Raw genomic sequence first — 23,827 nt, 5'->3', positions numbered from 1 at the left:
GAATATTTATCGATTTTGTCTTCTCTCTTGGCATCCATCCAAAGCCTTAAAGCCTTATTACGGATGAATTGTACTGTACGAATAGCTTCATCAATGGCAGAACACTGACTTGGTTTGACTACCGCCTTCATTTCTAAGACAATCATTGTTTATCGACCTCAAACAACTTATTTTGTTCTAACATATCCCGCACAAAACTGTCAAGGATTTAGTGGTGCTTCGTGTCACTGAGCCTGTCGAAGTGCTGTTCTATATTGGTCGGGTTTCATCCCGTCAGTCAAACTGAGGGTCTTCACCCGACATTTAAGATAAAAAAACAATAACAATCAACGAAGTCGTGGCGGTTAGGGAAGTAGAAAAATAGCTCTTGGGAGGAAACTGTAAAACAGTTTTTTTGCGACTATAGCAGGTTAACTTTGCAAAAGCAAGTTATTTTTACATTTCTTAGCCTTTAAACGCCAGCCTCTGTTAAAGCTTGAGCGAGCATTCCGGCTAGATGGGATTTACCTTGTTGATTGTAGAGAGTAATGGCTTGACGATAGTAGGATAACAGTTCGCGGGCATATTGGATTTGTTCATCGGCAGTTTTTAGATTAAGTAATACCCAGCCTAAATTGTGGTAGGCTTCAGGGTAGTCAGGTTTGAGTTGAATCGCCTGCTCCAGATGAGTTTTCGCTTGCTTCCATTGTCCCAATTGAGCAAGTAATGTTCCTAGTCGATAGGCAATAAAAGGCTCCTGACCATTGTTGTGTAGGTAAGTTTGATAAATTTGAAGGGCTTCCGAGGGATTGTTGAGATGCTCATGGCTAATAGCCGTATTGATAAGCACCCAGGCGGCTGCGTTGGGGTGACGACTAGCTTGTTGAAAGCAAGGAAGAGCCTGACTCCATAACCCTTGTTGAGCTTGTTTCCAACCTTTGAAACCCCAAGCAAAGGGATGGTCTTGAATTTGAGTCAGACAGTCTTGAATGCGCCGGTCTAAATCTTGGCTTTGTTGGCTAGTGGTGGCTTTGTCAAGAGCGGCAAGCAGGTAGGGATAAACCCAATATTGAATTTGTTGATTCTTTTGGGAGGGGTTTTGTTTGGATTTAGTAATTGCTTTACTAGCAGCACCAATAGTGGCTTTAAATTGATTTTGATTGAAGGTAATCCAAGCTTGAATTCCGAGAGCAAAGAGATTGTTACTATCAAGTTTTAGGGCTGTGTTGATAGCGGATTCTGCTTCTTGCCAATGACCAATTTTACCGAAAGCCCAGGCTAAATTAACTTGTATCCAAAGAGCTTGAGGTGAAAGTTTAGCCCCTTTTTGTAGTTGTTGTACGGCGGATTCCCAGTTATTTTGATGGCAATATACCAAGCCTAAAACTCCGTACCCTCTACCATCATTAGGGTTTAGTTGAATCGCTTTTTTGGCAGCAATTTCAGCTTGAGTATCATTAAGATGTATCTGCAATAACGCTTGTTCAACCGCGGCTGCACCATTATTGGGTTCGTTGCTTAAACATTTCTCGTAACTTTGAACTGCTTCGACAAGTTTTCCTTGTTTAACTAACTCTCTTGCTTTTTTTTGTAAAGGAGAAACAAATTGACCTTTGAGCGCATCAATCAGTTCGTCAGCAGTTTGGAAACGATCCTCAACATTAATTCTCATTCCGGTTAGGATAACAGTTTCCATTAAATTAGAAATATCTGGATTGAGTTGTCGGGGTGGAATGAGAGGATCTGAGGAACGTTGCTGCAATAATGCACTAGCTCTATCCGGTGCTTCAGCTGGTAATTGCCCAGTTAAAAGTTCATAGATTGAAGCACAAAAAGCATAAAAATCGGTGGCAGGAAAACGTTTACTCCTTTGACTATATTGTTCATAAGGAGCATAACCCGGTGTTAAGGTTCTGGTCATGTCTCCTGTTTGACCGGCAATAAATTCTCTCGCCGCACCAAAGTCAATTAAAATCGCTTTATCTTGAGGATCAATTAAAATATTGTCAGGTTTAATATCCCGGTGTAAAAAATTATTATTTTGGACGGTTTTTAAGGCATCAGCAATTTGCAGAAAATAGCGTTTAACTCGATCTTCAGTTAGCTTTCCTTCTTGGGTCAGGATTTTAAAAAGAGATTTTCCCGCAATAAATTCCATGACAATATAAACTGTATCGTTTTCGTCAAACCAATCATAAATTTTAGGGATATTGGCATGATTACATTTTTGTTGATGGTTAGCTTCTAGCTTAAATTTACTTATTTGTTGTCGTTTTATTTGAGGAGAAATAGAGGCAGGCCAAATAACTTTATTCCCTTGTCTAGCGGATTTTTCTGGCCAAAGTTCTTTGATAGCCACAGGAGCATTATTCGCTCGATAAATTCCTTTATAGGTAATGCCAAACCCCCCTTCACCTAAAACTTGTTCGATCTGATATTGTCCCTGTTTGAGTAAAGTTCCGATGCTGAGATGATGGAGTGATGTGGTAGTTTTGTTAGGGGATACAGGGGTGAGATTAAAACCACAACTAATACATTGTTGTGTTCCATCGGGATTATCAGTTAGACAGCTTGGACAGAGGATAGACATATTTTTATTGTCTTTGAGACTTATAATTATTGTTAGTTAGGGAAATTACTCTCAGCATTTTCTCTTGCTTCTCTATTTTGAGATATTTGTTCATCTTCTGGTTGTATACCATGTAAATAATGATCGACTTTATCAACGATAATCTCTCCTTTTTCAAATTTAAAAAGAATTGAACTAGAACTTTTTGACCAAATAGTCTCAAAGTGTTCCGAAATTTCTTTGATAATATCAATATGTAAAATCTCAAAGGCAGGATATTCAAAACCTGCCGAATTTAAACAGTAAATCCAGATCAGTTCTAATTGTTTGCTTGAAAAATAACAAAAGGGTGAGAAAACATCTTTGTGCAGACGAACTTCTAGAGAACCTTGCAATACTTTCCCTGGCAATTCTCTAGATAGCTCTTTTAATAAAGGTGAGAGATTATTGACTAGGTTTTGTCTATCTCTGTTAAATTTAACATTATTCAAACAATCTAAAAGTAGGGAGTCTGGATGGAGAGTGAGAATTTTAAATTGACAATTATTTTGTAATTTTTCGACAATTACTTTTTTGCCAATCTCATCATCATTCAGAATTCTCACGGTTTCTGATAAGCAAAGCATTTTTATTTGCTCATGGGCATCAAGTTGTCTTAAATTACTTCTAACCATTTCTCTATGAATAGCTACTTTAGGATGAACTGCTTTTAGATATTTAGTAGCTTCGCTCGACTGAAATATTGTTTGTATCTCTTCCAGCATCTCGTTGCGAAAGGCTAATTCAATAGATGATAAAGTAAATGCTAAAACAAAAATAGAAGCATAAAATTCAACACATATAGGGGATATCACACAAGCCCAACTGTTATCCTTGCCACTTTTTTCACACTCTTTATTAAGAATCATCATATCTATTAGCAATAAAATAACAGCGATTGTAGATAGAGAAATGATCAAATTTCTAACTTTTTTACCCAGAGGATAAAAATATTTTAACACTGAAACATTCAAGTTTTTTTGAGACATATTTACACCTCATTGATTGATTAAATATTGTTTAGTTGCCATAAATCATAAAACATTGCAGAGCTAAAAGCGTTGCATTATCGGTTGCTCCTTTATTAATAACTCTTTGAATGGTTTGATCAACTGCCATTTGTAAAGATTCAAATTGACTAAAAATTTCCGCCAGTTCCTGAGTCGGTACTAAATCCCAAACCCCGTCAGAACAGAGAAGTAAAATATCTTCATTTTCTAAAGTCATTGATAAATTGCTAGTGGTGCGACTTAAATTCTGCACATAGCCTTCACTTAAATGTTTTTTTGAACCGATAGATTTAAGTAAGACATTTCGATCTGGATGGGTTAAGCTTTCCTCTTCTGTTATTTCCCCGTTAGCCACTAACATAGCTACCAGTGAATGATCTTCACTTAGTTGTTGGATTTTTCCTTGTCGTATTAAATAAATTCGACTATCTCCCACATGAGCTACCATTAAGCTATCATTGATCGCTAATACAGCACTTAAAGTTGTTCCGCCATTACGAACAGCATCAGCAATAGATATATTGGCTTTTTGAAATAAATTGAGTAGCCATTCATTCCGCTGTTCTTCTGTTTTAAATTCTGGGGGAAAGGAGTCTTGTAATATAGTTTTAACAGCAATTTGACTAGCTACTTCTCCTTGGGACATTCCCCCCATACCGTCAGCTACAACGCCTAAAATAAGGGTTTCTGAATTGCTGAGGTGTTGTTGTCTTACACCGTAGTTATCTTCATTCTGTAAGCGTTCTGTTGAAAGTCCAACGGTTGAATAACTGGCAATATTCCACTGCACTTTCCGACTTCGCAGTGACTGGCGAGTTTCGATTAATAAGCTGAGAAATTGAGCCAGGGGAAAGCGTTCTTCTGGAAGAGAGGACAAGGCAATTTTCAGCAGTTGATAAAGACGCGGAATCGGAGCAATTTCTAAACTAATAATCTGGTCAGATTGGGGTAATTTTTGATGGGTAGTTTGATACAATAAAGCAGCGATCGTATAACTGCTCATTGATTCATTGATCGAGCGACTTGCTGCAAGTTCAGGAGCGCAATAATCTCCAATAATGCCAGAAGTTAGGCTTTCTTCAATTGAGTAAGCGCAGGTTAAGTCAAAGATTTTGAGGGGTTTGTCTATTTCTATAAACTGGGGAAGCAGGTTAATTAAATACCAGTTTTGTTTAGCTATATAAGAAAATAACTGACAGACTTGAATTACTAACGTCAGTGCTTCTTCTTGAGAATGTTCTTCTTTTAGCCAAGCTTCTAAAGTCAAGTTTTCTTGAGGAAATCGCGTTAACAGAAGAAGTTTTTCTGGTTTCGTCTCGTTTTCAATTGCTGTTTCTGGGTAGTATTCTTCTTCTAAATAGTCTGTTTCTGTGGACGGATTTTCTCCAGAATCATCATCTTTTGTTGAAGTAATGTTGACAAATCCAGAATTTTCTGAGACTATTTGTTCAGGGGCAATATCTTCATTTTGTTTTTCATTTACCTCTTGGGATTTTTCCTTGATTGATAGGGAGTTAATAATAGCTGAATCTACTTGAATATCAGCGATAAGTGGAGCGAGCAAGCTGTAGTTTTGAAGAATTTTTCTCAGTTGCAGTTCCCGATCGAGACTACTATTAAGAGAGCCGACACGCAAAAGTCCCAATTGAGAAGATGTTTCACCCTTTTCCCCATCGAGATCGGCAATAGGCTGAAACTTGACTTTGAAGTAATAAACATCTGCGGTTAATAACCCTAGATAGGCAATAATTTCTATCTGGTAATCTCCTAGAGAAAAAGATTCTTTTTCTCGAATAAGGAGGGGGGGGGAGTTTTCAGTTGATGGTGAAGTCATGAGAGTGAGCCATTAAAACTTTAGTCGAACACAATAGGGGTGGGGCTAACCACCCCAAGAAATGTTAAGGAGTTTGGAAAAGAAAGCGAATTTTAGCGATCGCAATCTCATCACCGGAACTCAGAGGGGTCGGGGCAGTTATTCTGGCGTTAAAGCGAGTTTGACCGATGGGTTTAATAAAAACCCCATTCAGAGAACCAAGGTCTTTAATTTTCCAAGTTCCTCCATCGGGATAAATTTCCGCATGGTTGCGGGAAACGGTTTCGTTATCGGGGAATTTTTCCAAGTCCACATCCACAGGTCCGGTGTCCGAGTCAAAGATGCCAATCAAGGTAAAACCATCAATGAAAAATTCAGCAACTGGGGCGTTAGGGTGCTTGGCAATCAGTCGGGCAGTTGTTGTTATCGCCGGAGTAATCGGTTGGGGCAGCGGCTCTGGCGTGAGTGTTATCGTCGGGGCAATCGGTTGGGGAATTGGCCTGGGTGTGGGTTCCGGGATGGGATCGGGGATTGGAGGCGTAGGTGATGGCGATGCGGTCAATTCTGCACCACAAGCATCACAGTATTCTGCTCCCTGGGGGTTTTGATCATAGCCGCAAACATTGCAAACAATAGCCATTGGTTTTTCTCCTTTTTGAGGAATTAATTAGATTGAAATTAATCTCACTGTTGTCTGACTCGGTGCAAGAAGTCTGCTCAAGTACCGGTTAGTTTCCGAATAGTTTCTTCCGAGAGATCGTCGTTGAGGTCATCGCCCATCTTGACAGTTTTTCCTCTCGATCCCATTTTGACAGTTTTGCGGGTTCCAGAGGAAATCTGACGAGTTTTGCGTAATTCTTCAATCCCTTCATTGAGAGATTCGAGCATGGCATCATTGCCAATTTGAACCGTGATGCGACGGGCAGTTTCTAGGAGTTTTTCCGCTTGTTGGGGGTTACTCTCCGACATGCGAGTTGCGTCGTCAACTAATTGGGAAATATTACGTTGTTGAACGTATCCCATAACTTCTTGATCGACCTGCGCTGTCCCCCCCTGTCCAGGCACAAACTGGACAACAACGTTCTGCGGTAGTAATTCCCCCCGTCGGTTTAAGCCAGGAATGTCATAAGTCAAGCCCAGTTGAGCCAGACGAATTTTTGAACTAGGACGACTATCGATAGCAAATTCTAAGATAAAGATGGTTTCATCCTTTGCTTTGGCGGCACCAATCGGATAGGGAGCTTGATTTAAGGAAAATTCTGCCAAATCGGGATAAACACGGGTAACGCGCAGAAGTTTGACTCCCTGAACAGTTTTTAAGCTCAGGACAAGATTGTTAATCACTTCTTGCTGGGCTTGCTGATAGTCTGCCAGTAGGAGGTTGGGAAGATCGGCAATAGAAACATCGTTACCACTAGCCGTTCCTGGAACAATGTGACGGCAATGCCCTCCCGTCTTGCCGCTTATGTCTGTCAGCAAGTTTTCGTTAAACTCGCCCACACCCAACGCCGTAATCGAAATCCCTTGACTGGCAAATTGTTGGGCTAAGTTTTGGCAATCATCTTCATCAAAGGTGTCGCCATCGGTAAAGATCATGGTATGGCGGCTAGTCATGCTTTGATTAGCTAGGAGAGCCAGGGCTTGATTAATGCCTCTCCCCATACAAGTTCCACCGCTAAAATTTCGCAGTTTAGCGATCGCATCTTCCAGTTGACGGGTTTGGGTAACTGGTGTTAAGCCAATCAGAGTAGAGGCTTGATCGTCAAATTGGATCAGAGCAATCCGATCTTCCGGGGTGAAGCGTCCTGAATTAATCAGGGTGCGAAGCGACTCAATAACCATGTCGATTTTGGCAATGCCGCCCACCACTCTCGTGTATTTCTTCCCATCTTGTATATAGGTTTCGCCGGTGGGTTGAAAATCGCCGGCCACAATTTCGTACATCGAGCCACTGGTGTCAATTAGAAAGACAAAGGTAGTAGAAGGACGGGTTTGAGCGACTTCTCTAGTGGGTCGCAACTTCAGCATAATAAACAGTCGCTGATCTGGAGTATCGGCCGGTAAAAATTCTCGATGGGGGGTAATAGATACGTTAAGCATTAAAATTTCCTTCAGAGAATAGGTTAAGTGTTGAAAATGTCTTCTAAAGGGGGAAACATTCCCTCCATGGGTTCTATAGCCCCTAAATCGGGGGTAAAAAGAGGGGGTAACTCTTGATTTCCTTCGTCTTGGATGTTTTCAAGGTTCGACTCGCTCAGTAGGGGTAAATCTAGGGTCAGGACAGTTTCTCGATAGCCTTCTCGGATATCTTCGACCCAAGCGGCGATAATTTGATTGAGACGGTGATCGTTGATAGAGCATGAGCTTCTGGCCTGAAAATGTTTTCGGATTGCTTGGCGAATTTCCTTGGTGAAGATAGCTTCAGGATCATTTTCCTGATCGGCGGTTAGATCTAGAGGATAATCATATCTTTCTGGCGAATTTTTCAGGTGAAGAAAGAATTTATAGACTACCATTTGGGCGGCTAAAATAAGATTAATGGGTTGATAGTATTCGATTGGACGGTTCGGGCGATGTTTTTACCTCTAGCGTAATCTGTCCAAATTTCCGGCGATCACCATCCTTTAATTGATGCTCTAGTTTTTTCATTCCCTTGGCTTGTCCATAGGACGAGTTATACTGCATGATAATGATTTCCCCTTTTTGAAAAACCTGAGCCGTGATCGGGGCATAACCTCTCCTAGCGTGATCGCCGCTACCAGACATCCCCCCGCACCACATAATCCAAAAATTAGGGGTTTTCTGAGATTTCGCCTGATCTCGCCCAATAAGTTCTGCATTTTGGTTTTGGAGGTGTATATTATATTTTCGCCAGAAGACCTGTGATTTATGCAGAAGTGTTAAAAATTCCGATAGGAATAAGTTATCAGTCATTCTGACTTTTCCCGTTATCTTTTTAGTTGAGTGATCCTTTGATTTCCCCCTATCTCGAAGTCCTATTCTCTCGTCGGTTATTGTCATTAAGACTAGCTTATTGAAAACTGTGGATAGCTTGAAACCCTTATTATGTCATCGTTTTCAGACTTAGCGGGAAAAGTAAGATCGGTCATTGACTTGGCATCGACAAATAGTGCCAATTCAAAGTAAGCTAGACGGCTTTTACTTCGGATCACCGATATAGACTCCAAAAGGGTTATAGCTATTGGATCATGCAGGTTAAGCGCCGTTTAGCTTAGTATCTGGAATTTTCTAGTTAACATTTTAGGGGGTCTCATTGCTTACACTTATAATCCTATTAAGCCTTCTCTGGATTTAGAGGCAAAAAGCTTACCTGCTCTACCTTCTGCCTTTTTTAAACTGCATCGAACTCACATTTTACCCCTGTCAGCTTTCACCGATATTCAGCAAGCCCTAGGTAAAAAAATTAATTGTTTCAATCAACAATCTCAAATTCTATTGACTGCTCTTGGGCAAAATTATAGGTAAAATGATCGATAATATTAGTATCGCTCAATTCGAGATTATAAAAATCGATCGCTGGTTGATCAAAAAGTGGGCCAGCGTGCCAAGTTCCCACCTCTAATTTAATAAAACAGTCCCCGGGGATGCGAAAAACCTTTAATTTTTCTAAATCCGGTTGAGTCTGAGGACTAGGGGGGGCCACTCCTAAAAACCACTCTTGTCCCCCCAAAGAACCAAGACATTGGGTACATTGACTATGACGAGTAATTCGCTTAAATTTACGTCCGCGAGTCTGTAAACGCATAATATAAAAGCGCGGCACACCGTTTTTTAAATGCAGTTGTGCATCGCTTTCATCAAATATTTTCCCGTCATGACTAGGGGTTATTAATTGACCGTAGGGACGGAAACTCTCGGCGGTAATTAGTTGCGATGCCAGGGGACGAACGGTAATCGAATTACTCATAAAAATTACTGCTGACTAACAGTTATAGCTGTACCATCTCGGAGAGAAAGAATATTATTAACGGCAATTCTTTCCCCGGCATTTACTCCAGAAATAACCTGATAAGCTTGCCCTTGAATTGTGCCGACTTGAATTGGTTTTTGTCTTACCACTAAACGCTCCTCGGCATTTTCTTGACCTTCTTTAGCCTTTTCTTTTTCGGCCACAAAAACAAAATTTTGCGCCCCGATGCTAGTCACTGCCGTGGTGGGGATTAATACCCCCGGTTTTTGATCCCAAATTACCCGCGCCCGCACATATTGATTATTGCGAAGACTGCCATCATTAGTAAAGGAAAATTTCACTAAAACCGATTGGGTAGCTTGGGAAACGGTGGGGGAAATAAAAGTTACTTGACCGCGAACCCCCGCACTGCCATCAGGATTAATAATTTCCACGGGCAACCCGACACGCAGACGCGGTTGTAATTCCACGGGAATCTGCACATTTAGTTCCAAAGTTTTATTGTTAGTCAACGAGGTTAATTCTTCACCTAGGGAGATAATATCGCCGACCTTTCTTTGATTAAAATCGCCGACAAAACCAGCAATCGGGGCGGTAATGGTGTTAAAAACTAAATTCTGACGCGTCGCCCCTAATTGCCCCTCAGTGCTGGCTACCGCCGCTTGACGACTGTTCACCGTTGCCGCTGCCGCCGCCACCTGTTGCTGTGACGCTAATTCGTTTTGAATGGCGATATTTAATGCTTCTTTGTTTGCCTGTAGGGTAGCTCTAGCCGCCGTCACCTGTTGACGGGCCGCATCACGATTTTTAGATCGGGCCTCTACTTCCGCCCTGGCGGCCTGAATGTCGCGGCGGCGATCATCTAAGTCCTGTTGGGGCTGTGCCCCTTGTTTGACCAGAAATTCGGCTCTTTTTAGGTTTTTTTCCGCTAAATCTAAATTAGCTCTCGCTCTCTGTAAATCGGCTTCGGCGGCGCTCAACGTGGCGATCTGACTTTTAACATTAGCTTCGGCATTGGCCACATTTGCCCGATTCTGGGCAATTTGGGCTTTATTAGCGGATGCTTGCGCTTGTCTTTGCCTTAAATCCGCCTCAGACGCATTGAGGTTCGCTTTGGCCGAATTTACCTGGCCGATGCCGGCGTTTACCTGTTGCTGTTGTTGTTCGGGATCCAATTCGGCGATTTTTTGTCCCTGAGTTACCTGATCGCCAGATTTAACGAAAATAGACCGAATCCGACCAGTAATCTGGGGGGAGACGCTAACACGCTCTTGGGCGATCAAAGTACCCACAAATTCGCTACTTTGCACTAATTTGTCGGTGCCGAGGGTTTGCAGTTTGACGGGAACGGCCGCCGGTCCTGTGGCCTGGGGGGTTTGGGGGGCGCAACCAGCTACAATTAGGGAAACGGCGATCGACGAACCGATCGCTGTCGATACGTTAACGGATCGTTTAATCATTGTTAAATTTGGGGGTTTTTGGCAGAAAAAGTGCTAGTAAATCGGAAAAAGAAGAGGAGGATGAGGAGAGAAGCTTTTCCTTAAATTTTACTCTACAGAATTGATCGCCGTGATTCTTGTTTGCTTTGCCCTAAGCTAACAATATTACAGGTAACTAATCTTTGGGCGAGGGTGGTGTATTCTAGGCGACCACCGGCGATCTGGTATTCGTCCCGGGGCGCCGGCAGATGACCGACGGGAGCATTGAGGGTATAGTTAAGATTTTCTTTAAAAATAATCCAATCACCATCTTTACGCCAACCGATTCGATCGCCAAAAGTTTGAAAATTTTCGATCGCCACTAAGCGGCCCGGTCGATTACCTGTCTCGATAAAAATGCGAAATTGGGTAGTGAAACTAAAACGACCCCCGGAAGCTTCTTTCCAGAGTTGATCCATCTTTTGCAGATCCCAACAGGCCAATTTTTGCAGGTCTTCCATGGTAAACCAGCCCTGTAATTCCCGTCCGGTTGCTTTCAGGATTAAATTACGGGTTTCATCGTTAGCTTGTCGCCAATTTTGTTGAGCGAGGAAATTTTTCAGGCGAGTGTAATTAATGCCCGTGGTCGGTGATACCATTTCCCCAGAGGTGGCAGTCTGGGCAACGATCGGCGGCAAGGGATTGAGAAATAAAGCGATCGCAAGAGTGATCTGACACAAGGAAAAATTAATTCTCATAAACCCTATTTATTAACCTGATGCAAAGAAATCCTACAATAGCATAGACGAAATTTGCCGTTTTTACCGCCTCCTTAACTCCTATGGCTTTCACTTGGATCCGACACCACATTTTGGGATTGCAAGACTGGCAACCGGAAGAATACCAAACCCTGCTACAAACGGCCTCTAGTTTTCGTGAAGTTCTTTCCCGACGTACCAAGAAAGTGCCGGCCCTACAAGGTCAAGTGGTGACAAATCTTTTTTTTGAACCTTCCACCCGCACCCGTAGTAGTTTTGAACTAGCGGCCAAACGTCTCTCGGCCGATGTTCTCAATTTTGCCCCGGGTAGTTCCAGTTTGACTAAGGGGGAAACGATTCTCGATACCGCTTTAACCTATGTGGCCATGGGTACGGATATCTTTGTCATTCGACATCAACAGTCGGGAGTTCCCGATTTAATTGCCGCAGAAATGGATCGTTTGCAGTCGGGGGTCAGTATTCTTAATGCTGGGGACGGTCAACACGAACACCCCTCCCAGGGACTTTTAGACCTGTTTACGATCTGTTGTATGTTAGATGAAGAAAATCCCCGTTTAGAACTGTTAGAGGGCAAAAAAATCGCTATTGTTGGGGATATACTCCATTCTCGTGTCGCTCGGTCTAATATCTGGAGTTTAACCACGGCTGGGGCAGAAGTACATTTGTCCGCACCCCCCACCCTCCTGCCGAAATATTTTGGGGAATTGTGCGATCGCCTATTTCTCCACTGGGATTTAGAACCAGCTTTAGAAAAGGCCGATTTTGTTATGACCCTGCGACTGCAAAAAGAACGAATGACTGCCAATCTTTTGCCCAGTTTACGGGAATATCATCAAAGTTTTGGCATTACTCGTCCTCGTTTGCAATCCTGTCAACCGGGGGTTAAGGTACTTCATCCCGGTCCTGTGAATCGGGGAGTGGAAATTAGTTCCGATTTAATGGACGATCCCGATTTTAGTCTGATTTCCCAACAAGTTACCAGTGGTGTCGCTGTCAGAATGGCTTTGTTATACCTCATCGGTAATCTTCGCAGCGACCAGTAAAAGCTTCTCAGGGATTTGCTCTTTTAGTCTGGTTTCATTGAAACAATCCTAAAGTTTCTATCAAGGTAAATATCATACTTTCTTCCTCCGTCACACACAGCATCTTCTGCTTCAAATAGGTTAGTCTCAACATCAAATTTCATCGCTCTAGGATTCCTACAGCCCTGTTTTAACAAAGTATCAGTCAACCGTGATTTTTCTTCTGCGGTCAAAGCTCGATAATCACTACTATTAGCTTGACCTGCATAGATTGACATTCCCATAATACTAAGGGATAGTAAGCTTATTATCGATTTGGTCTTCATTTTTTCAACTTCCTGAATACAATAAAAACATCATTGCAAGGGTTTTAGACCCAAGTTTTCGGTAATTAGTTCGGCACGATTACCGACGAACTATATCTTAGGGGAAGCATACCTAGATTGCAATAAGTATAAATACTCAAGCTATCCCTGGGGCTTTTCTAGAAACTTTGACCGATACCGAATTCCGTTCTCAAGGGAAGGGTATAATTAAACTAAGAAATCAACATTTTCAGCTAAAGCCATGCAATTAGCCTTAGAACAAATTATCGTCAATCCCGGTCAACAGTTACTTTTAAAAGAGCTTAACTGGCAAAAATTTGAGACAATATTATCAGAATTAGGAGAAAGTCGTGCTTCTCGGTTATCCTACAGTAACGGAATATTAGAAATTATGGTACCTTTACCCGAACATGAAAAAGATAAAGAAATCATTAGTTATATGGTTCAGTTTTTGTTAGAAGTACTCAATATTGATTTTGAACCGTTAGGATCAACAACATTTAAAAACGAGCGGATGAATCAAGCGGTTGAACCTGATGCCTGTTTTTATATTAAAAACTATCAAGCCGTTATTGGCAAAAATAGACTTAATTTAGAAAGTGATCCCCCCCCTGATTTAGTCCTAGAAATTGATATTACTTCCCGTACCTATTTAGATAATTATCGACAGTTAGGTGTTCCCGAACTGTGGCGTTATACTCAAAGTGGCCTACAGATTAATTTATTACAAGAAGGAGAATATATTGAGTCTTTAAGCAGTCCCAATTTTCCTCAGATTCCGATTATTGAATTAATTAATCAATTTGTTAAACAAAGTCAACAACTGGGGAGAAGTGAAGCCATCAGAAACTTTAAAAATTGGCTGACGGAAAATATAGATAATAGTTGAAAATCCTAACATTTTTGACTTAGATAAATTTGTCCGTCGAGAGTTGTATAAACTTCTTGCGGTTCAATGATTCAGTTTGTTACTAGAATCTAGTTCACAAAAATAGATTAGATCATTGTTTTGAGCAGGGGATTTTTTAACCTCAGTGGGTGTGGATAAATCAGACAGGACAGAGGTTACAGCCGTTGGTGCTAGTTCTGAAAGTACCATGGTTATTCATTCCTCGTAGTTCGATTTTTACTTTGATAATTAATCAATTCACCGAGGCCGATTAAAATTCTAGAAACTAGCAGAATGAGAGCCTCTTGATTAAGAAAATATCCCGTAGAGGCTGTTAAAAAGTTACTGTTTTCTTGTCAGTTAAATTTTGTTAAGATAATGCCCAAAAACTACAATTTATGGTAGGAAAAGAGGTAAGTCGAAACCGAGTTTGATTTTTGCTTACTCTAAATCAGAAAGGGCATTGGGCAAGATTAGCTAACTATCCCTTTTTTGCCTCTTCCAGGTCATGATAATGCTGATAAGCGCCGATTTCGGGGTTAAAGGGGGCGATTTCTTCAGTTACAGTTAATCCCAAACCTTCTAACATTGCTTGTAGGACAGAATCGGGGGCCAGACGGAGGTAATCGGGGTTAATTTCTAAGGCCACATGACGATTACCGAGGTGATAGGCAGCTTTGAGGAGTAAATCGGTTGAGGGGGCGGTAATAGTGATAACTGGTTCTGGTTTAGCAATAATTTGAATAATTTCGCCGTTTTCCCCCCGCAGGAAATCGCGATCCTGTAGAATTGTGCCGCGGGGTAAACGAAAACAGAGGGAAAAACCTTCGGGACTGTCGAGACGATAACGGCTGCGAGTGCGTTCTTCGGCCGTAAGTAGAAGGCTAAAAACTACCGTTTCTGGGGGAGGTGGACTAGCGGTATGACGGGGGGGTAAGCGCTCGGTAAAAGTTAACATGGTAGTAGTCAATGGGAAAAAACATTCTTAATTGTAGCCCTGACTCCAGCTTGACCCGAAAAACTGAGGAACTTTTTCTATTTATTCTCCCGTTGCAGACGAATCATCTCATTTTGCACCCGTCGTCTCAAGCTATCATCGCTACGAATCCGGTTAGTAATGGCGTTAAATTGAGCTGCGGTGAAGCCACTATCTTGGACAATCTTTTTTGAGTTATTACAATAATCGACGGCAATTCTTTGGGCATTAGCTGGAAGATTATTAAAGCTTTCCCGGTGGTTACAGGTAATTACTGGGGGACTTTTGCCTAAAATTTGCGAAATTGCCTGATAAGCTTGTTTTCTTTCGGTTTCGATCAACAAAACTGCTTTGGCATAACGTTTAATTTGGTCAGCCGTAAAATCTTGAGTATAAGCGGAGGACTGAAAACTAACCACATCCGTCGTCCAAGAAAATTCGGGAATCACACCGCCAAGAATGGCGATTACTGCCAAAAAAGTCACAATAAAAGAACGTCTTAAGCTTTGACCTAGATCGGCTAGGGGATAGCAGTAAATCACCATGCGAGTTTGTCGCTGAATAGATAATGATAGCAAACTTTCCAGTTAAATCCTGCTTTTTTGAATATTTTTAACGATCATAAGTTCCAATTCTAGCCAATATCTCCTGGGCCCGAACCTTAATTTTTGGGCAGAAATTGCTTTGGTAAACTTTTTTAACGTTTCTAGGGGCAAAATTAGTTAAAAATCTTGGAGAGAACCGATGAACGATTTTTGGGAAGTTAGGATGCCTATCGCTTTTAGAGAATATTTATCGGCAATTTAGCCCCCTAATCTCTTTTTATTAGCTTATATCGCTGTTAATCTCTCGCTTATTCCCTTTTTGTGTCTCCAGTGGCGAGGAATCAGGAGGAAATCTAGATAAATTAAAGGTTTCAGCGATTCCGATCGAGACAATTCCCGCTTAGAATAATGCAGTGGAATATATAGCCAATGAGGATTTGAGGCATTATTTAGTGATCTCGATCCTGGCGAGTCCTCCACAGGGGAACCATAAACTACTGACAACCACCCTAAACTCAGAAAAACCGCAAAACAAGGAGTTAGCGCATGAATAAAGGTGAATTAATCGATCAAATCGCTCTCAAAGCCTCTGTCACCAAAAAACAAGCAGATGCTGTTCTCACTGCCGCCATCGAAACCATTATCGAAGCGGTTTCTGAGGGGGACAAAGTAACCCTAGTAGGATTCGGTTCCTTCGAGGCCCGGGAACGTCAGGCCAGGGAAGGACGCAACCCGAAAACCGGCGATAAGATGGAGATTCCGGCCACTCGCGTCCCGGCTTTCTCGGCGGGTAAACTGTTTAAAGACAGAGTAGCCCCAGATAAGGAAGAATTAGGGCTGGCTGAATAAATCTAAAAACCTTGTTGGATAAGACTTTTAGACTTTTTTCCCATCAAAGAGTGCCTTAGCCCGGGGTGATCGGGGGGAAAATTCAGGGACTTTTTCCCTGAAAATTAGGTAGTTGACCACCTGAAAATAGGTAAAACCCTACACCCCACACCCCACACCCCACACCCTGCCCCCAGGGAAAACTTTTTGCCGCAAACCCTAATTACTGTTGAGCTTCGATCGCTGTAAGTCTTTTGCCTAGACCTAAACATGGTGGTAATCTTGACTGGGCGGCCGCCATTGCCGGCTGTCCAGTTTCCTCTATTCTCGATTTTTCTGCCAGTATCAACCCCCTCGGTCCGCCGGAAAGCGCCCTAACCGCTATTAAAAGCCATTTAACCAGTCTGACTCGTTATCCTGACCCCGCGTATTGGCAGTTGCGTTCTGCCCTCGGCCAATGGCACAATATCGGGCCAGATTGGATTCTCCCCGGCAATGGTGCGGCTGAGTTATTAACCTGGGCCGGTCGGGAATTAGCAGCATTTGATAGTGTTTATGTACTAACACCCGCTTTTAATGATTACGAACGGGCTTTAAAAAGTTTTGGCGGGAAAATCTGCAAACATTCCCTAGATTTAACCAGTTTAAAGCCGGTTAATCCCGAAAAACAAGGCTTATTACTCAATAATCCCCACAATCCCACGGGGAAACTCTGGACGGTGGCGGCCATTCGTCCCTATCTATCGCAATTTGGTTTGGTGGTAGTGGATGAAGCTTTTATGGATTTTTTACCCCCGCAACAACAGGAGAGTTTAATATCTCTCTTGCCGGAATATCCCAATCTCGTGATTGTGCGTTCCCTAACTAAATTTTACAGTCTCCCCGGTTTACGTCTAGGATACGTCCTCGCCCATCCCGATCGCCTGTTACAATGGCAAAGATGGCGCGATCCTTGGTCGGTGAATAATTTGGCTGTGGTTGCCGCTATTGCGGGAATTGAAGATAGGGATTTTCAACAACAAACTTGGGATTGGTTAACAGCAGCCCGTGAGGATTTATGGCAGGGATTAGCTAATTTTCCGCAATTACAGCCCCAAACCAGTGCCGCTAACTTCCTCTTAGTACAATCTCAATCTTCCTGTTTACCCCTACAGGAAGCTTTATTAAAATATCATCGAATTTTCATCCGCGATTGTCTCAGTTTCCCCGAATTGGGCAGCAATTATTTTCGGGTAGCTGTCCGTTTACCGGCAGAAAATCAACGATTATTATCGGCTTTAGAGAGTATTTTAGCCGCGTCTGATAATTAGACTTCCCCTTTGACAAAAGGCCATAACCTGTGCCGTATTAGCAATACACCAGATTAACTCCCCCCGTTACTGGGTACAAATTAAGGAAACTTCCAATAAATCTAACGCATGATTGTTGCAGAGAATTCGGTCGATTTATCTTAGAAAAACGATAACTTCCCTCTCTAATCGTACCTTCTACTTACATGGGTACATTGCTGGGGCTTAATCTGTGTGACCTTTGATAGATAAGGGTTTTCGGCTATTGTAGTATATCTGTATGGGGAAAGTTCAGATATTGCTTTTTTTTCTCAAAGACAGTAAACTCAAATGTATTGTAAATGTATTTCAGATGAATTATGACTCTATATCTAGTAGAGGATGATCGACAAGAAAGGACAAAAGAAGAGGTGAGCGAGATATTGGAGCGCATTGCCACACTCGCATCAAAATCCCAGGGAGAGTTAATCGAAGCCCTAATCGGTGAAAGAGAGGGGCGGTTATTCCTGATTATCAAAGCGATCGATCGCGCCTCCCTCGAACAAGTACTAGAAAACGCTGGGCTCAGTTGGCAACTAATCAAGGAAATGCGCTTGATTGGGCAGGACTTAGCCACTGTGCGAGAGCGCCAAGACAAAGCCAACTATCTAGTACAGTGGAATTTACCACCGGGGCTAACGATGGAAACTTACCTGCAACGAAAAGCGGAGAAAACCCCCCTTTACGCTCAAGTGCCTGAAGTCAGTTTCGAGCGTACCTATGTTTGCGAAGACTTGACTAAATGTCTCTGTTTCTACGATAGTCCCGATGAAGCGGCGGTAAAAAGAGCCCGAGAAGTGGTCGGCGCACCTATAGATAGTTTGACCTCGATTGAAAATATTCACCCCTAGGAGAGAACAATTATGCTCGATCGAGGCTCCGAAATCAGTTCTTTTCTAGAAGAAAGAGCCACTGACCTCAACAACGGTACAGCTAATCTCAACCTCGGTTGGGCCCTAACCAAGCTAGGAGAATCGGGCTGGTTCGGCTATGCTATACCTGAAAGCTTAGGGGGCCGGGGTGGCTCCTTATTACAGGCAGTAGAGGCGATCTCCTCTGTGTCCCAATGCTGCCTCACCACCGGTTTTGTTTTCTGGTGTCAGCGCGTCTTCAGCCAATATCTGGCGGCCAGTAATAACACTTACCTACAAAACAAAATTCTACCTGCTGTTCTCAAGGGAGAGATAGCCGGGGCAACAGGACTCTCTAACGCTATGAAGTACCTCGGCGGGATCGAGGAGCTGCGTTTACAAGCAAAGATCGAGGGAGAAAACGTCACTGTTAATGGCTTCCTGCCTTGGGCTTCTAATCTCGACTCTAACGGAGAATTCATAGTGGCCGTTGCCGCTCAAACTACATCTGGACAAACTCTTATCCTCGCCCTTCCCTCTTTCGCAGAGGGGTTAAAACGGGGTGAAGACCTACAATTATTGGGTTTACAAGCTTCCCGCACCAGTACCCTTGAATTCGATCGAGTTCAGTTATCTCACGACTGGATTATCAGCTTTGAAGCAGAAAAATTTTTACCCTCAGTCCGCCCCTGTTTCTTGCTGTTACAATGCGGACTGGCCCTTGGCATTACGCGTAAATCCCTTGGGGAGACGGAGAAAAGTTTAGGGGGAAAGGCAGCGGTAGCGAGCAATCGTTATTTCTTCGCCCGCGAGCGTCTGACTCGTCTAGAAAAGAAAATCGAGCAATTCAGCACCCTAGAAAGCTTCGATCTCGGACGAACACGCCAACTATTCACCCTCAGAGTGGACATTACCCGGTTAGCGGTGGAATCCGTATGGTTAGAAGCGGAAATTAAGGGAGGAAAAGGCTATTTTCGTAATAGCGACACGGCGCGACGGCTGCGCGAGGTCGCCTTTTTACCAGTGTTAACTCCGAGCCTGATTCAACTAGAAAGAGAGTTACAACGTCAGTCCTCTACCGATAAAATTCTCACTGGCGAACTCGATCGAGCGGGGGTGAGGGAATGAGCGTCGCCACTGATTACCCCGTCCTCACCCTGAAAAATCTCCACAAACGCTATAAAACCCGCAATGGCTACCGTACCGTTTTTGAGGATATTAACCTACAGGTGCGGTCCGGTGAGGTGGTTTGTTTGCTTGGGGCTAGTGGTTGCGGCAAATCTACCCTCCTTGCTACCGCCGCTGGTTTGCAAAGTGCCGATGGCGGAGAAATACAATTGCACTCACGACCCCTACAAGCACCAGACATCCGCAGCTCGATCGTCTTTCAATCCCCCGCCCTTTTACCTTGGTTAACCGTTTGGCAAAACGTGGCTTTTGGTTTGAAATTAAAGCGGATGCCCCGCCTCGATCATCAGCAATTATGCGAAAGGGTTCACACCGCTGTTAAAAGCGTGAAACTAGAGGGCTTCGAGCGTGCCTATCCTCATCAACTATCGGGCGGTATGGCTCAGAGAGTTTCTCTAGCCCGCGTCCTCGCCCGCCGCCCCTCTCTCCTCCTCCTTGATGAGCCGTTTAGCGCCCTCGACGCGATCACCCGTTTCGAGATGCAAAAACTCCTCCTAGAAGTCATAGCTCTCTATAACAGCACGGTTCTCCTCGTTACTCACGACATCGATGAAGCCTTATTAGTGGCCGATCGAGTTCTTCTCATGGGCCGTCATCCAGTGGGCATCCGCCGAGAATGGACCATCTCGATGCCGAAACCCCGTTTCGAGTCAGCGAAGCTTTTGAGTGATCTACGCCGGTCAATTTTTCAAGAATTAGCCTTTGTAATGACACTGTAAATTTATGAACCTAGACGATAATTGTGCTTGTTGCGGCATGAGCCGTCGAGATTTCCTGAAACTTTCGGCACTGTTTACCAGTTCCTTCGGAGCAGCGATCGCCGCCGATAGTGGGAATCTCCCCGTTAACGCCAATGCCAACGACCAGCCTGTGAAAATCGGTTATCTACCGATTACGGATGCCGCCCCCCTATTGGTGGCCCACTCCCGAAAACTTTATCAAGCGGAAGGTTTAACGGCAGAACAACCGCGCCTATTCCGCTCTTGGGCGCAGATTGTTGAAGCCTTTCTCGCTCGGCAGGTGAACGTTATTCATGTTCTTTTTCCCACCTCGATCTGGATTCGTTACGGGCGCAATTTCCCCGCTAAAATCGTCGCTTGGAACCATACCAACGGCTCAGCCCTCACCGTCCTTCCCGATATTGAAAATCCCAGGGAATTGGGAGGTAAAACGATCGCGGTTCCTTTCTGGTATTCGATTCATAATTTGGTCTTGCAACAACTCTTACAACGTAACGGGCTGAAAATAGTTCGCAAAGCCAAGGACGCGCCGATCGCTCCTAACGAGGTTAATCTAGTGGTTCTCCCGCCCCCGGATATGGTATCAGCCCTCGCCAATAAGAGCATCGGTGGTTATATCGTGGCTGAACCTTTCAACGCGGCGGCGGAAAATCTAAAAACCGGTAGGGTTCTCCGTTTCACCGGCGATGTCTGGAAGAATCACGCCTGTTGCGTCGTCTTTGTTCACGAGGAGGATATTAGGCAACGGAAACAATGGACGCAGAAGGTGGTAAACGCCCTCGTTAAAGCTCAACTCTGGTCCCGGGGCAATCGCTCCGAAGTGGCCAGGATTCTCTCTAAAGATGGTGGAAAATATACGCCTCACCCGCTGCCAGTATTGCAACGGGCGCTTACTTACTACGATCGCAATTTCTATAAAAAAGACGGGGCGATCCAGAATCCAGACTGGCAAGTCAACCGGATTGATTTCCAGCCCTATCCTTTCCCTTCCTATACGGAGGAACTGGTACGCTTGCTAAAAACTACTCAGGTAGAAGGAAATACGGATTTTCTCCAAAAACTGCAACCCCGACAGGTGGCGCGGGATCTCGTGGATGACTCTTTTGTCCGTAATGCCTTGCAACAGGTGGGCGGACCGAAAGCTTTCGGCTTACCGAATAATCTCTCCCGCATCGAGACGATCAAATTTTAAAGGTCTGAACCCATGAAGTCACAATCTTTGACCTCCCCGCCAATATCTTTACTACCCTTATGGGGTATAGGCTTTGGATTATTGCTCTGGTGGCTATTTACCAGTCCTCTATGGCACTCAAATCCGATTTTAAATGATTTTTCCCCTGAGCGATCTTTTGTCGCTTTATTACATCTTTTTGTTCGGGGGGAGATTATGCCCCATATCCTCACCAGTTGCCGCCGGGTTATTGTGGGCTTGGTTCTCGCTAGTGCCATCGGTGTGCCGTTGGGGGTATTAATCGGGTTGTATCGCTCCCTTGAATCAGCTTTGTCGGCCGTATTTCAATTTCTACGCATGATCTCGCCCCTTTCTTGGATGCCTTTAGCGGTGATGGTTTTGGGAATTGGTGATCTACCTGTGTATTTTTTGCTGACGGTGGCGGCTATCTGGCCGATCCTTCTCAATACGGCTGCCGGGGTTAACGCGGTTGATCGCTCTTGGTTGACTTTAGCCCGCAGTCTCTGTGCTACCCGAGGGGAAACGGTTTTCCAGGTTATTCTGCCTGCGATCATCTCCCATCTCTTAACTGGTTTCCGTTTGGCTATAGGTATTATCTGGATCGTTCTTGTACCGGCGGAAATGCTGGGGGTTAGTGCGGGTTTGGGTTATTATATTCTCGATACACGCGATCGACTCGCTTATTCAGAGTTGATGGCGGTGATTCTCGTTATTGGCGCGATTGGTTATCTGCTCGATTGGGGTTTGCGTCTGGCTCATCGCTCTTGGACGCATCAAGATTAGCCTATTGGTTCAACTATTTCCTCATGAGGATGTCAATGTCTAATATTGACAGCAAAAAGGCTCCCGCCAACTAGACGGGAGCCGCTGCCATCGAACTAAGCGAAATTAGTCGAGGTCAGGCATTGCCAATGCGGGTTCAGTCTCGCGGTCAATTCCTTTCTCGAAACCAGCGGCGGCGGCGCGAGCGCGTCCAGCGTGCCAGAGGTGTCCAATCAGGAAGAAGAAAGCGAGGGTGAAGTGAGAGGTAGCCAACCAAGCGCGAGGAGACACATAGTTAAACGAGTTAACGTCAGTGATAACGCCACCTACAGAGTTCAAGGAACCTAAAGGAGCGTGGGTCATGTATTCAGCCGCGCGGCGTACTTGCCAGGGTTGTACGTCATTTCTGATTTTGTCGAGGTCTAAACCGTTAGGACCACGGAGGGGTTCTAACCAAGGACCGCGGAAATCCCAGAAACGCATGGTTTCACCACCGAAGATGATTTCGCCAGTGGGAGAGCGCATCAGGTATTTACCTAGACCGGTGGGGCCTTGGGCAGAAGCGACGTTAGCACCTAAGCGTTGGTCACGCACCAAGAAGGTGAAAGCTTGAGCTTGGGAAGCTTCCATGCCAGTGGGACCGTAGAATTCACTGGGATAGGCGGTGTTATTAAACCAAACGTAAACGGCGGCGATAAAACCCATCATGGAAAGAGCGCCCAAGCTGTAGGACAGATAGGCTTCTCCAGACCAGATGAGAGCGCGACGCGCCCAAGCAAAAGGTTTGGTGAGAATGTGCCAGATACCGCCAGCGATACAGATTAAGCCAATCCAGATGTGACCGCCGATGATATCTTCCATGTTGTTGACGCTGATAATCCAGCCTTCGCCACCGAAGGGAGCTTTGGTCAGATAACCAAAGATAACTGCGGGGTTGAGGGTAGGATTGGTGATGATGCGGACATCACCGCCACCTGGAGCCCAGGTATCATAGACACCGCCAAAGAACATGGCTTTAAATACCAACAACAGCGCACCACAACCCAAGAGAATCAGGTGATAACCGATGATGTTGGTCATTTGGTTTTTGTCTTTCCAGTCGTAACCGAAGAAATTAGAGTATTCCTCTAGGGTTTCCGGTCCGCGGATAGCGTGGTAGATACCACCAAAACCGAGTACAGCCGAAGAAATTAAGTGCAGAACACCAGCGACGAAGTAGGGGAAGGTATCGACTACTTCACCACCAGGACCGACCCCAAAACCGAGGGTAGCTAAGTGGGGAAGCAGGATTAAACCCTGTTCGTACATCGGTTTTTCGGGGATAAAGTGGGCGGTTTCAAACAGGGTCATTGCCCCAGCCCAGAAAACGATTAAACCGGCGTGGGCGACGTGAGCGCCGAGCAGTTTACCGGAGAGGTTGATAAGACGAGCGTTACCGGACCACCAAGCGAAGCCAGTGGAACTTTGGTCACGACCGGTAGCGGTAGGGATATTAGAGAGCGTTACCACGCGGGAGAACCTCCTCAGGGAAGATAAAGTTTTCGTGGGGTTGGTCTTGGGGAGCCATCCAAGCTCTCAGACCTTCGTTAAGCAGAATATTTTTAGTGTAGAAGGTTTCAAATTCCGGGTCTTCGGCCGCTCT

General features: G+C 44.2%; 23 protein-coding genes and 1 pseudogene. 9 read left to right on the top strand and 15 right to left on the bottom strand.

Annotation, left to right across the window (positions count from 1 at the left end; all coding sequences use genetic code 11):
* Positions 1-451 precede the first annotated feature (451 nt).
* The 10 genes from EWV84_RS02370 to EWV84_RS02325 form a co-directional block, all read right to left on the bottom strand.
* Complete coding sequence (locus EWV84_RS02370) at positions 452-2,569, bottom strand: serine/threonine-protein kinase (protein ID WP_287076177.1); 2,118 nt, start codon at positions 2,567-2,569, stop codon at positions 452-454.
* Positions 2,570-2,601: 32 nt separating this feature from the next.
* Entirely contained in the window at positions 2,602-3,576 is a 975-nt protein-coding gene (locus EWV84_RS02365) for a hypothetical protein (RefSeq protein WP_024968985.1), read from the bottom strand.
* Between the two features lie 31 nt (positions 3,577-3,607).
* Positions 3,608-5,431: a protein phosphatase 2C domain-containing protein gene (locus tag EWV84_RS02360; RefSeq protein WP_287076174.1), complete on the bottom strand. Its 1,824-nt coding sequence runs from the start codon at positions 5,429-5,431 to the stop codon at positions 3,608-3,610.
* A gap of 64 nt (positions 5,432-5,495) precedes the next feature.
* Entirely contained in the window at positions 5,496-6,050 is a 555-nt protein-coding gene (locus tag EWV84_RS02355) for an FHA domain-containing protein (protein ID WP_287076172.1), read from the bottom strand.
* A gap of 77 nt (positions 6,051-6,127) precedes the next feature.
* Positions 6,128-7,510 (bottom strand): vWA domain-containing protein, encoded by a 1,383-nt coding sequence (locus tag EWV84_RS02350; RefSeq protein WP_287076170.1) that lies wholly within the window; start codon positions 7,508-7,510, stop codon positions 6,128-6,130.
* A 23-nt stretch (positions 7,511-7,533) separates the two neighbouring features.
* A complete protein-coding gene (locus EWV84_RS02345; RefSeq protein ID WP_287076169.1) occupies positions 7,534-7,926 on the bottom strand; it encodes a hypothetical protein in 393 nt (130 codons plus the stop codon).
* Positions 7,927-7,945: 19 nt separating this feature from the next.
* Complete coding sequence (locus EWV84_RS02340; RefSeq protein WP_287076167.1) at positions 7,946-8,344, bottom strand: hypothetical protein; 399 nt, start codon at positions 8,342-8,344, stop codon at positions 7,946-7,948.
* Between the two features lie 499 nt (positions 8,345-8,843).
* Positions 8,844-9,338 carry an ureidoglycolate lyase gene (locus tag EWV84_RS02335; protein ID WP_287076165.1) on the bottom strand — a complete coding sequence of 165 codons (495 nt, stop codon included), beginning with the start codon at positions 9,336-9,338 and terminating at the stop codon, positions 8,844-8,846.
* A gap of 5 nt (positions 9,339-9,343) precedes the next feature.
* A complete protein-coding gene (locus EWV84_RS02330) occupies positions 9,344-10,801 on the bottom strand; it encodes an efflux RND transporter periplasmic adaptor subunit (protein ID WP_287076163.1) in 1,458 nt (485 codons plus the stop codon).
* Positions 10,802-10,893: 92 nt separating this feature from the next.
* On the bottom strand, positions 10,894-11,517 hold the full coding sequence (locus tag EWV84_RS02325) for a GUN4 domain-containing protein (RefSeq protein WP_287076161.1): 624 nt from the start codon (positions 11,515-11,517) through the stop codon (positions 10,894-10,896).
* An 83-nt stretch (positions 11,518-11,600) separates the two neighbouring features.
* On the opposite strand from EWV84_RS02325, the gene EWV84_RS02320 reads away from it, so the two are divergent.
* Positions 11,601-12,581: an aspartate carbamoyltransferase catalytic subunit gene (locus EWV84_RS02320; RefSeq protein ID WP_287076159.1), complete on the top strand. Its 981-nt coding sequence runs from the start codon at positions 11,601-11,603 to the stop codon at positions 12,579-12,581.
* Positions 12,582-12,604: 23 nt separating this feature from the next.
* Here EWV84_RS02320 and EWV84_RS02315 read toward each other — a convergent pair whose 3' ends face one another.
* On the bottom strand, positions 12,605-12,886 hold the full coding sequence (locus EWV84_RS02315; protein ID WP_287076157.1) for a hypothetical protein: 282 nt from the start codon (positions 12,884-12,886) through the stop codon (positions 12,605-12,607).
* Positions 12,887-13,127: 241 nt separating this feature from the next.
* Between EWV84_RS02315 and EWV84_RS02310 the strand changes: the two genes are divergently transcribed.
* Positions 13,128-13,775, top strand: a complete 648-nt coding sequence (locus tag EWV84_RS02310; RefSeq protein WP_002759554.1) for a Uma2 family endonuclease — start codon at positions 13,128-13,130, stop codon at positions 13,773-13,775.
* Positions 13,776-14,256: 481 nt separating this feature from the next.
* Here EWV84_RS02310 and ureE read toward each other — a convergent pair whose 3' ends face one another.
* Positions 14,257-14,733: an urease accessory protein UreE gene (gene ureE / locus EWV84_RS02305; RefSeq protein ID WP_079207696.1), complete on the bottom strand. Its 477-nt coding sequence runs from the start codon at positions 14,731-14,733 to the stop codon at positions 14,257-14,259.
* Positions 14,734-14,810: 77 nt separating this feature from the next.
* Complete coding sequence (locus EWV84_RS02300) at positions 14,811-15,296, bottom strand: DUF4168 domain-containing protein (RefSeq protein ID WP_287076179.1); 486 nt, start codon at positions 15,294-15,296, stop codon at positions 14,811-14,813.
* 546 nt (positions 15,297-15,842) lie between these two features.
* Between EWV84_RS02300 and hbs the strand changes: the two genes are divergently transcribed.
* The 7 genes from hbs to EWV84_RS02265 all read left to right on the top strand — a co-directional run bounded on the left by hbs (position 15,843) and on the right by EWV84_RS02265 (position 22,206).
* Complete coding sequence (hbs, locus tag EWV84_RS02295; RefSeq protein ID WP_002778840.1) at positions 15,843-16,145, top strand: non-specific DNA-binding protein Hbs; 303 nt, start codon at positions 15,843-15,845, stop codon at positions 16,143-16,145.
* Positions 16,146-16,378: 233 nt separating this feature from the next.
* Entirely contained in the window at positions 16,379-17,434 is a 1,056-nt protein-coding gene (gene cobD / locus EWV84_RS02290; protein WP_287076153.1) for a threonine-phosphate decarboxylase CobD, read from the top strand.
* A 338-nt stretch (positions 17,435-17,772) separates the two neighbouring features.
* Positions 17,773-18,303, top strand: a complete 531-nt coding sequence (locus tag EWV84_RS02285; protein ID WP_287076151.1) for a DUF4242 domain-containing protein — start codon at positions 17,773-17,775, stop codon at positions 18,301-18,303.
* A gap of 12 nt (positions 18,304-18,315) precedes the next feature.
* Positions 18,316-19,431: an acyl-CoA dehydrogenase family protein gene (locus tag EWV84_RS02280; protein ID WP_287076149.1), complete on the top strand. Its 1,116-nt coding sequence runs from the start codon at positions 18,316-18,318 to the stop codon at positions 19,429-19,431.
* Positions 19,428-20,210 carry an ABC transporter ATP-binding protein gene (locus EWV84_RS02275; RefSeq protein WP_287076147.1) on the top strand — a complete coding sequence of 261 codons (783 nt, stop codon included), beginning with the start codon at positions 19,428-19,430 and terminating at the stop codon, positions 20,208-20,210. Before EWV84_RS02280 ends, EWV84_RS02275 begins: the two co-directional genes overlap by 4 nt.
* Positions 20,211-20,214: 4 nt before the next feature.
* Entirely contained in the window at positions 20,215-21,423 is a 1,209-nt protein-coding gene (locus tag EWV84_RS02270; protein ID WP_287076146.1) for an ABC transporter substrate-binding protein, read from the top strand.
* 12 nt (positions 21,424-21,435) lie between these two features.
* Positions 21,436-22,206, top strand: a complete 771-nt coding sequence (locus tag EWV84_RS02265; protein ID WP_287076144.1) for an ABC transporter permease — start codon at positions 21,436-21,438, stop codon at positions 22,204-22,206.
* Positions 22,207-22,311: 105 nt separating this feature from the next.
* Here EWV84_RS02265 and psbC read toward each other — a convergent pair whose 3' ends face one another.
* Positions 22,312-23,694: a photosystem II reaction center protein CP43 gene (psbC, locus tag EWV84_RS02260; RefSeq protein ID WP_287076143.1), complete on the bottom strand. Its 1,383-nt coding sequence runs from the start codon at positions 23,692-23,694 to the stop codon at positions 22,312-22,314.
* A pseudogene (locus EWV84_RS02255) lies at positions 23,678-23,827 on the bottom strand (photosystem II protein D2); the annotation flags it as partial. The pseudogene EWV84_RS02255 and the gene psbC, both read right to left, overlap by 17 nt.

It is taken from the genome of Microcystis sp. M_QC_C_20170808_M3Col, from assembly GCF_007095505.1.
In the GTDB taxonomy this organism is placed as follows: Bacteria; Cyanobacteriota; Cyanobacteriia; order Cyanobacteriales; family Microcystaceae; genus Microcystis.
The sequence above is the reverse complement of the archived record's forward strand: the minus strand, read 5'-3'. Positions and strand labels throughout refer to the sequence as shown.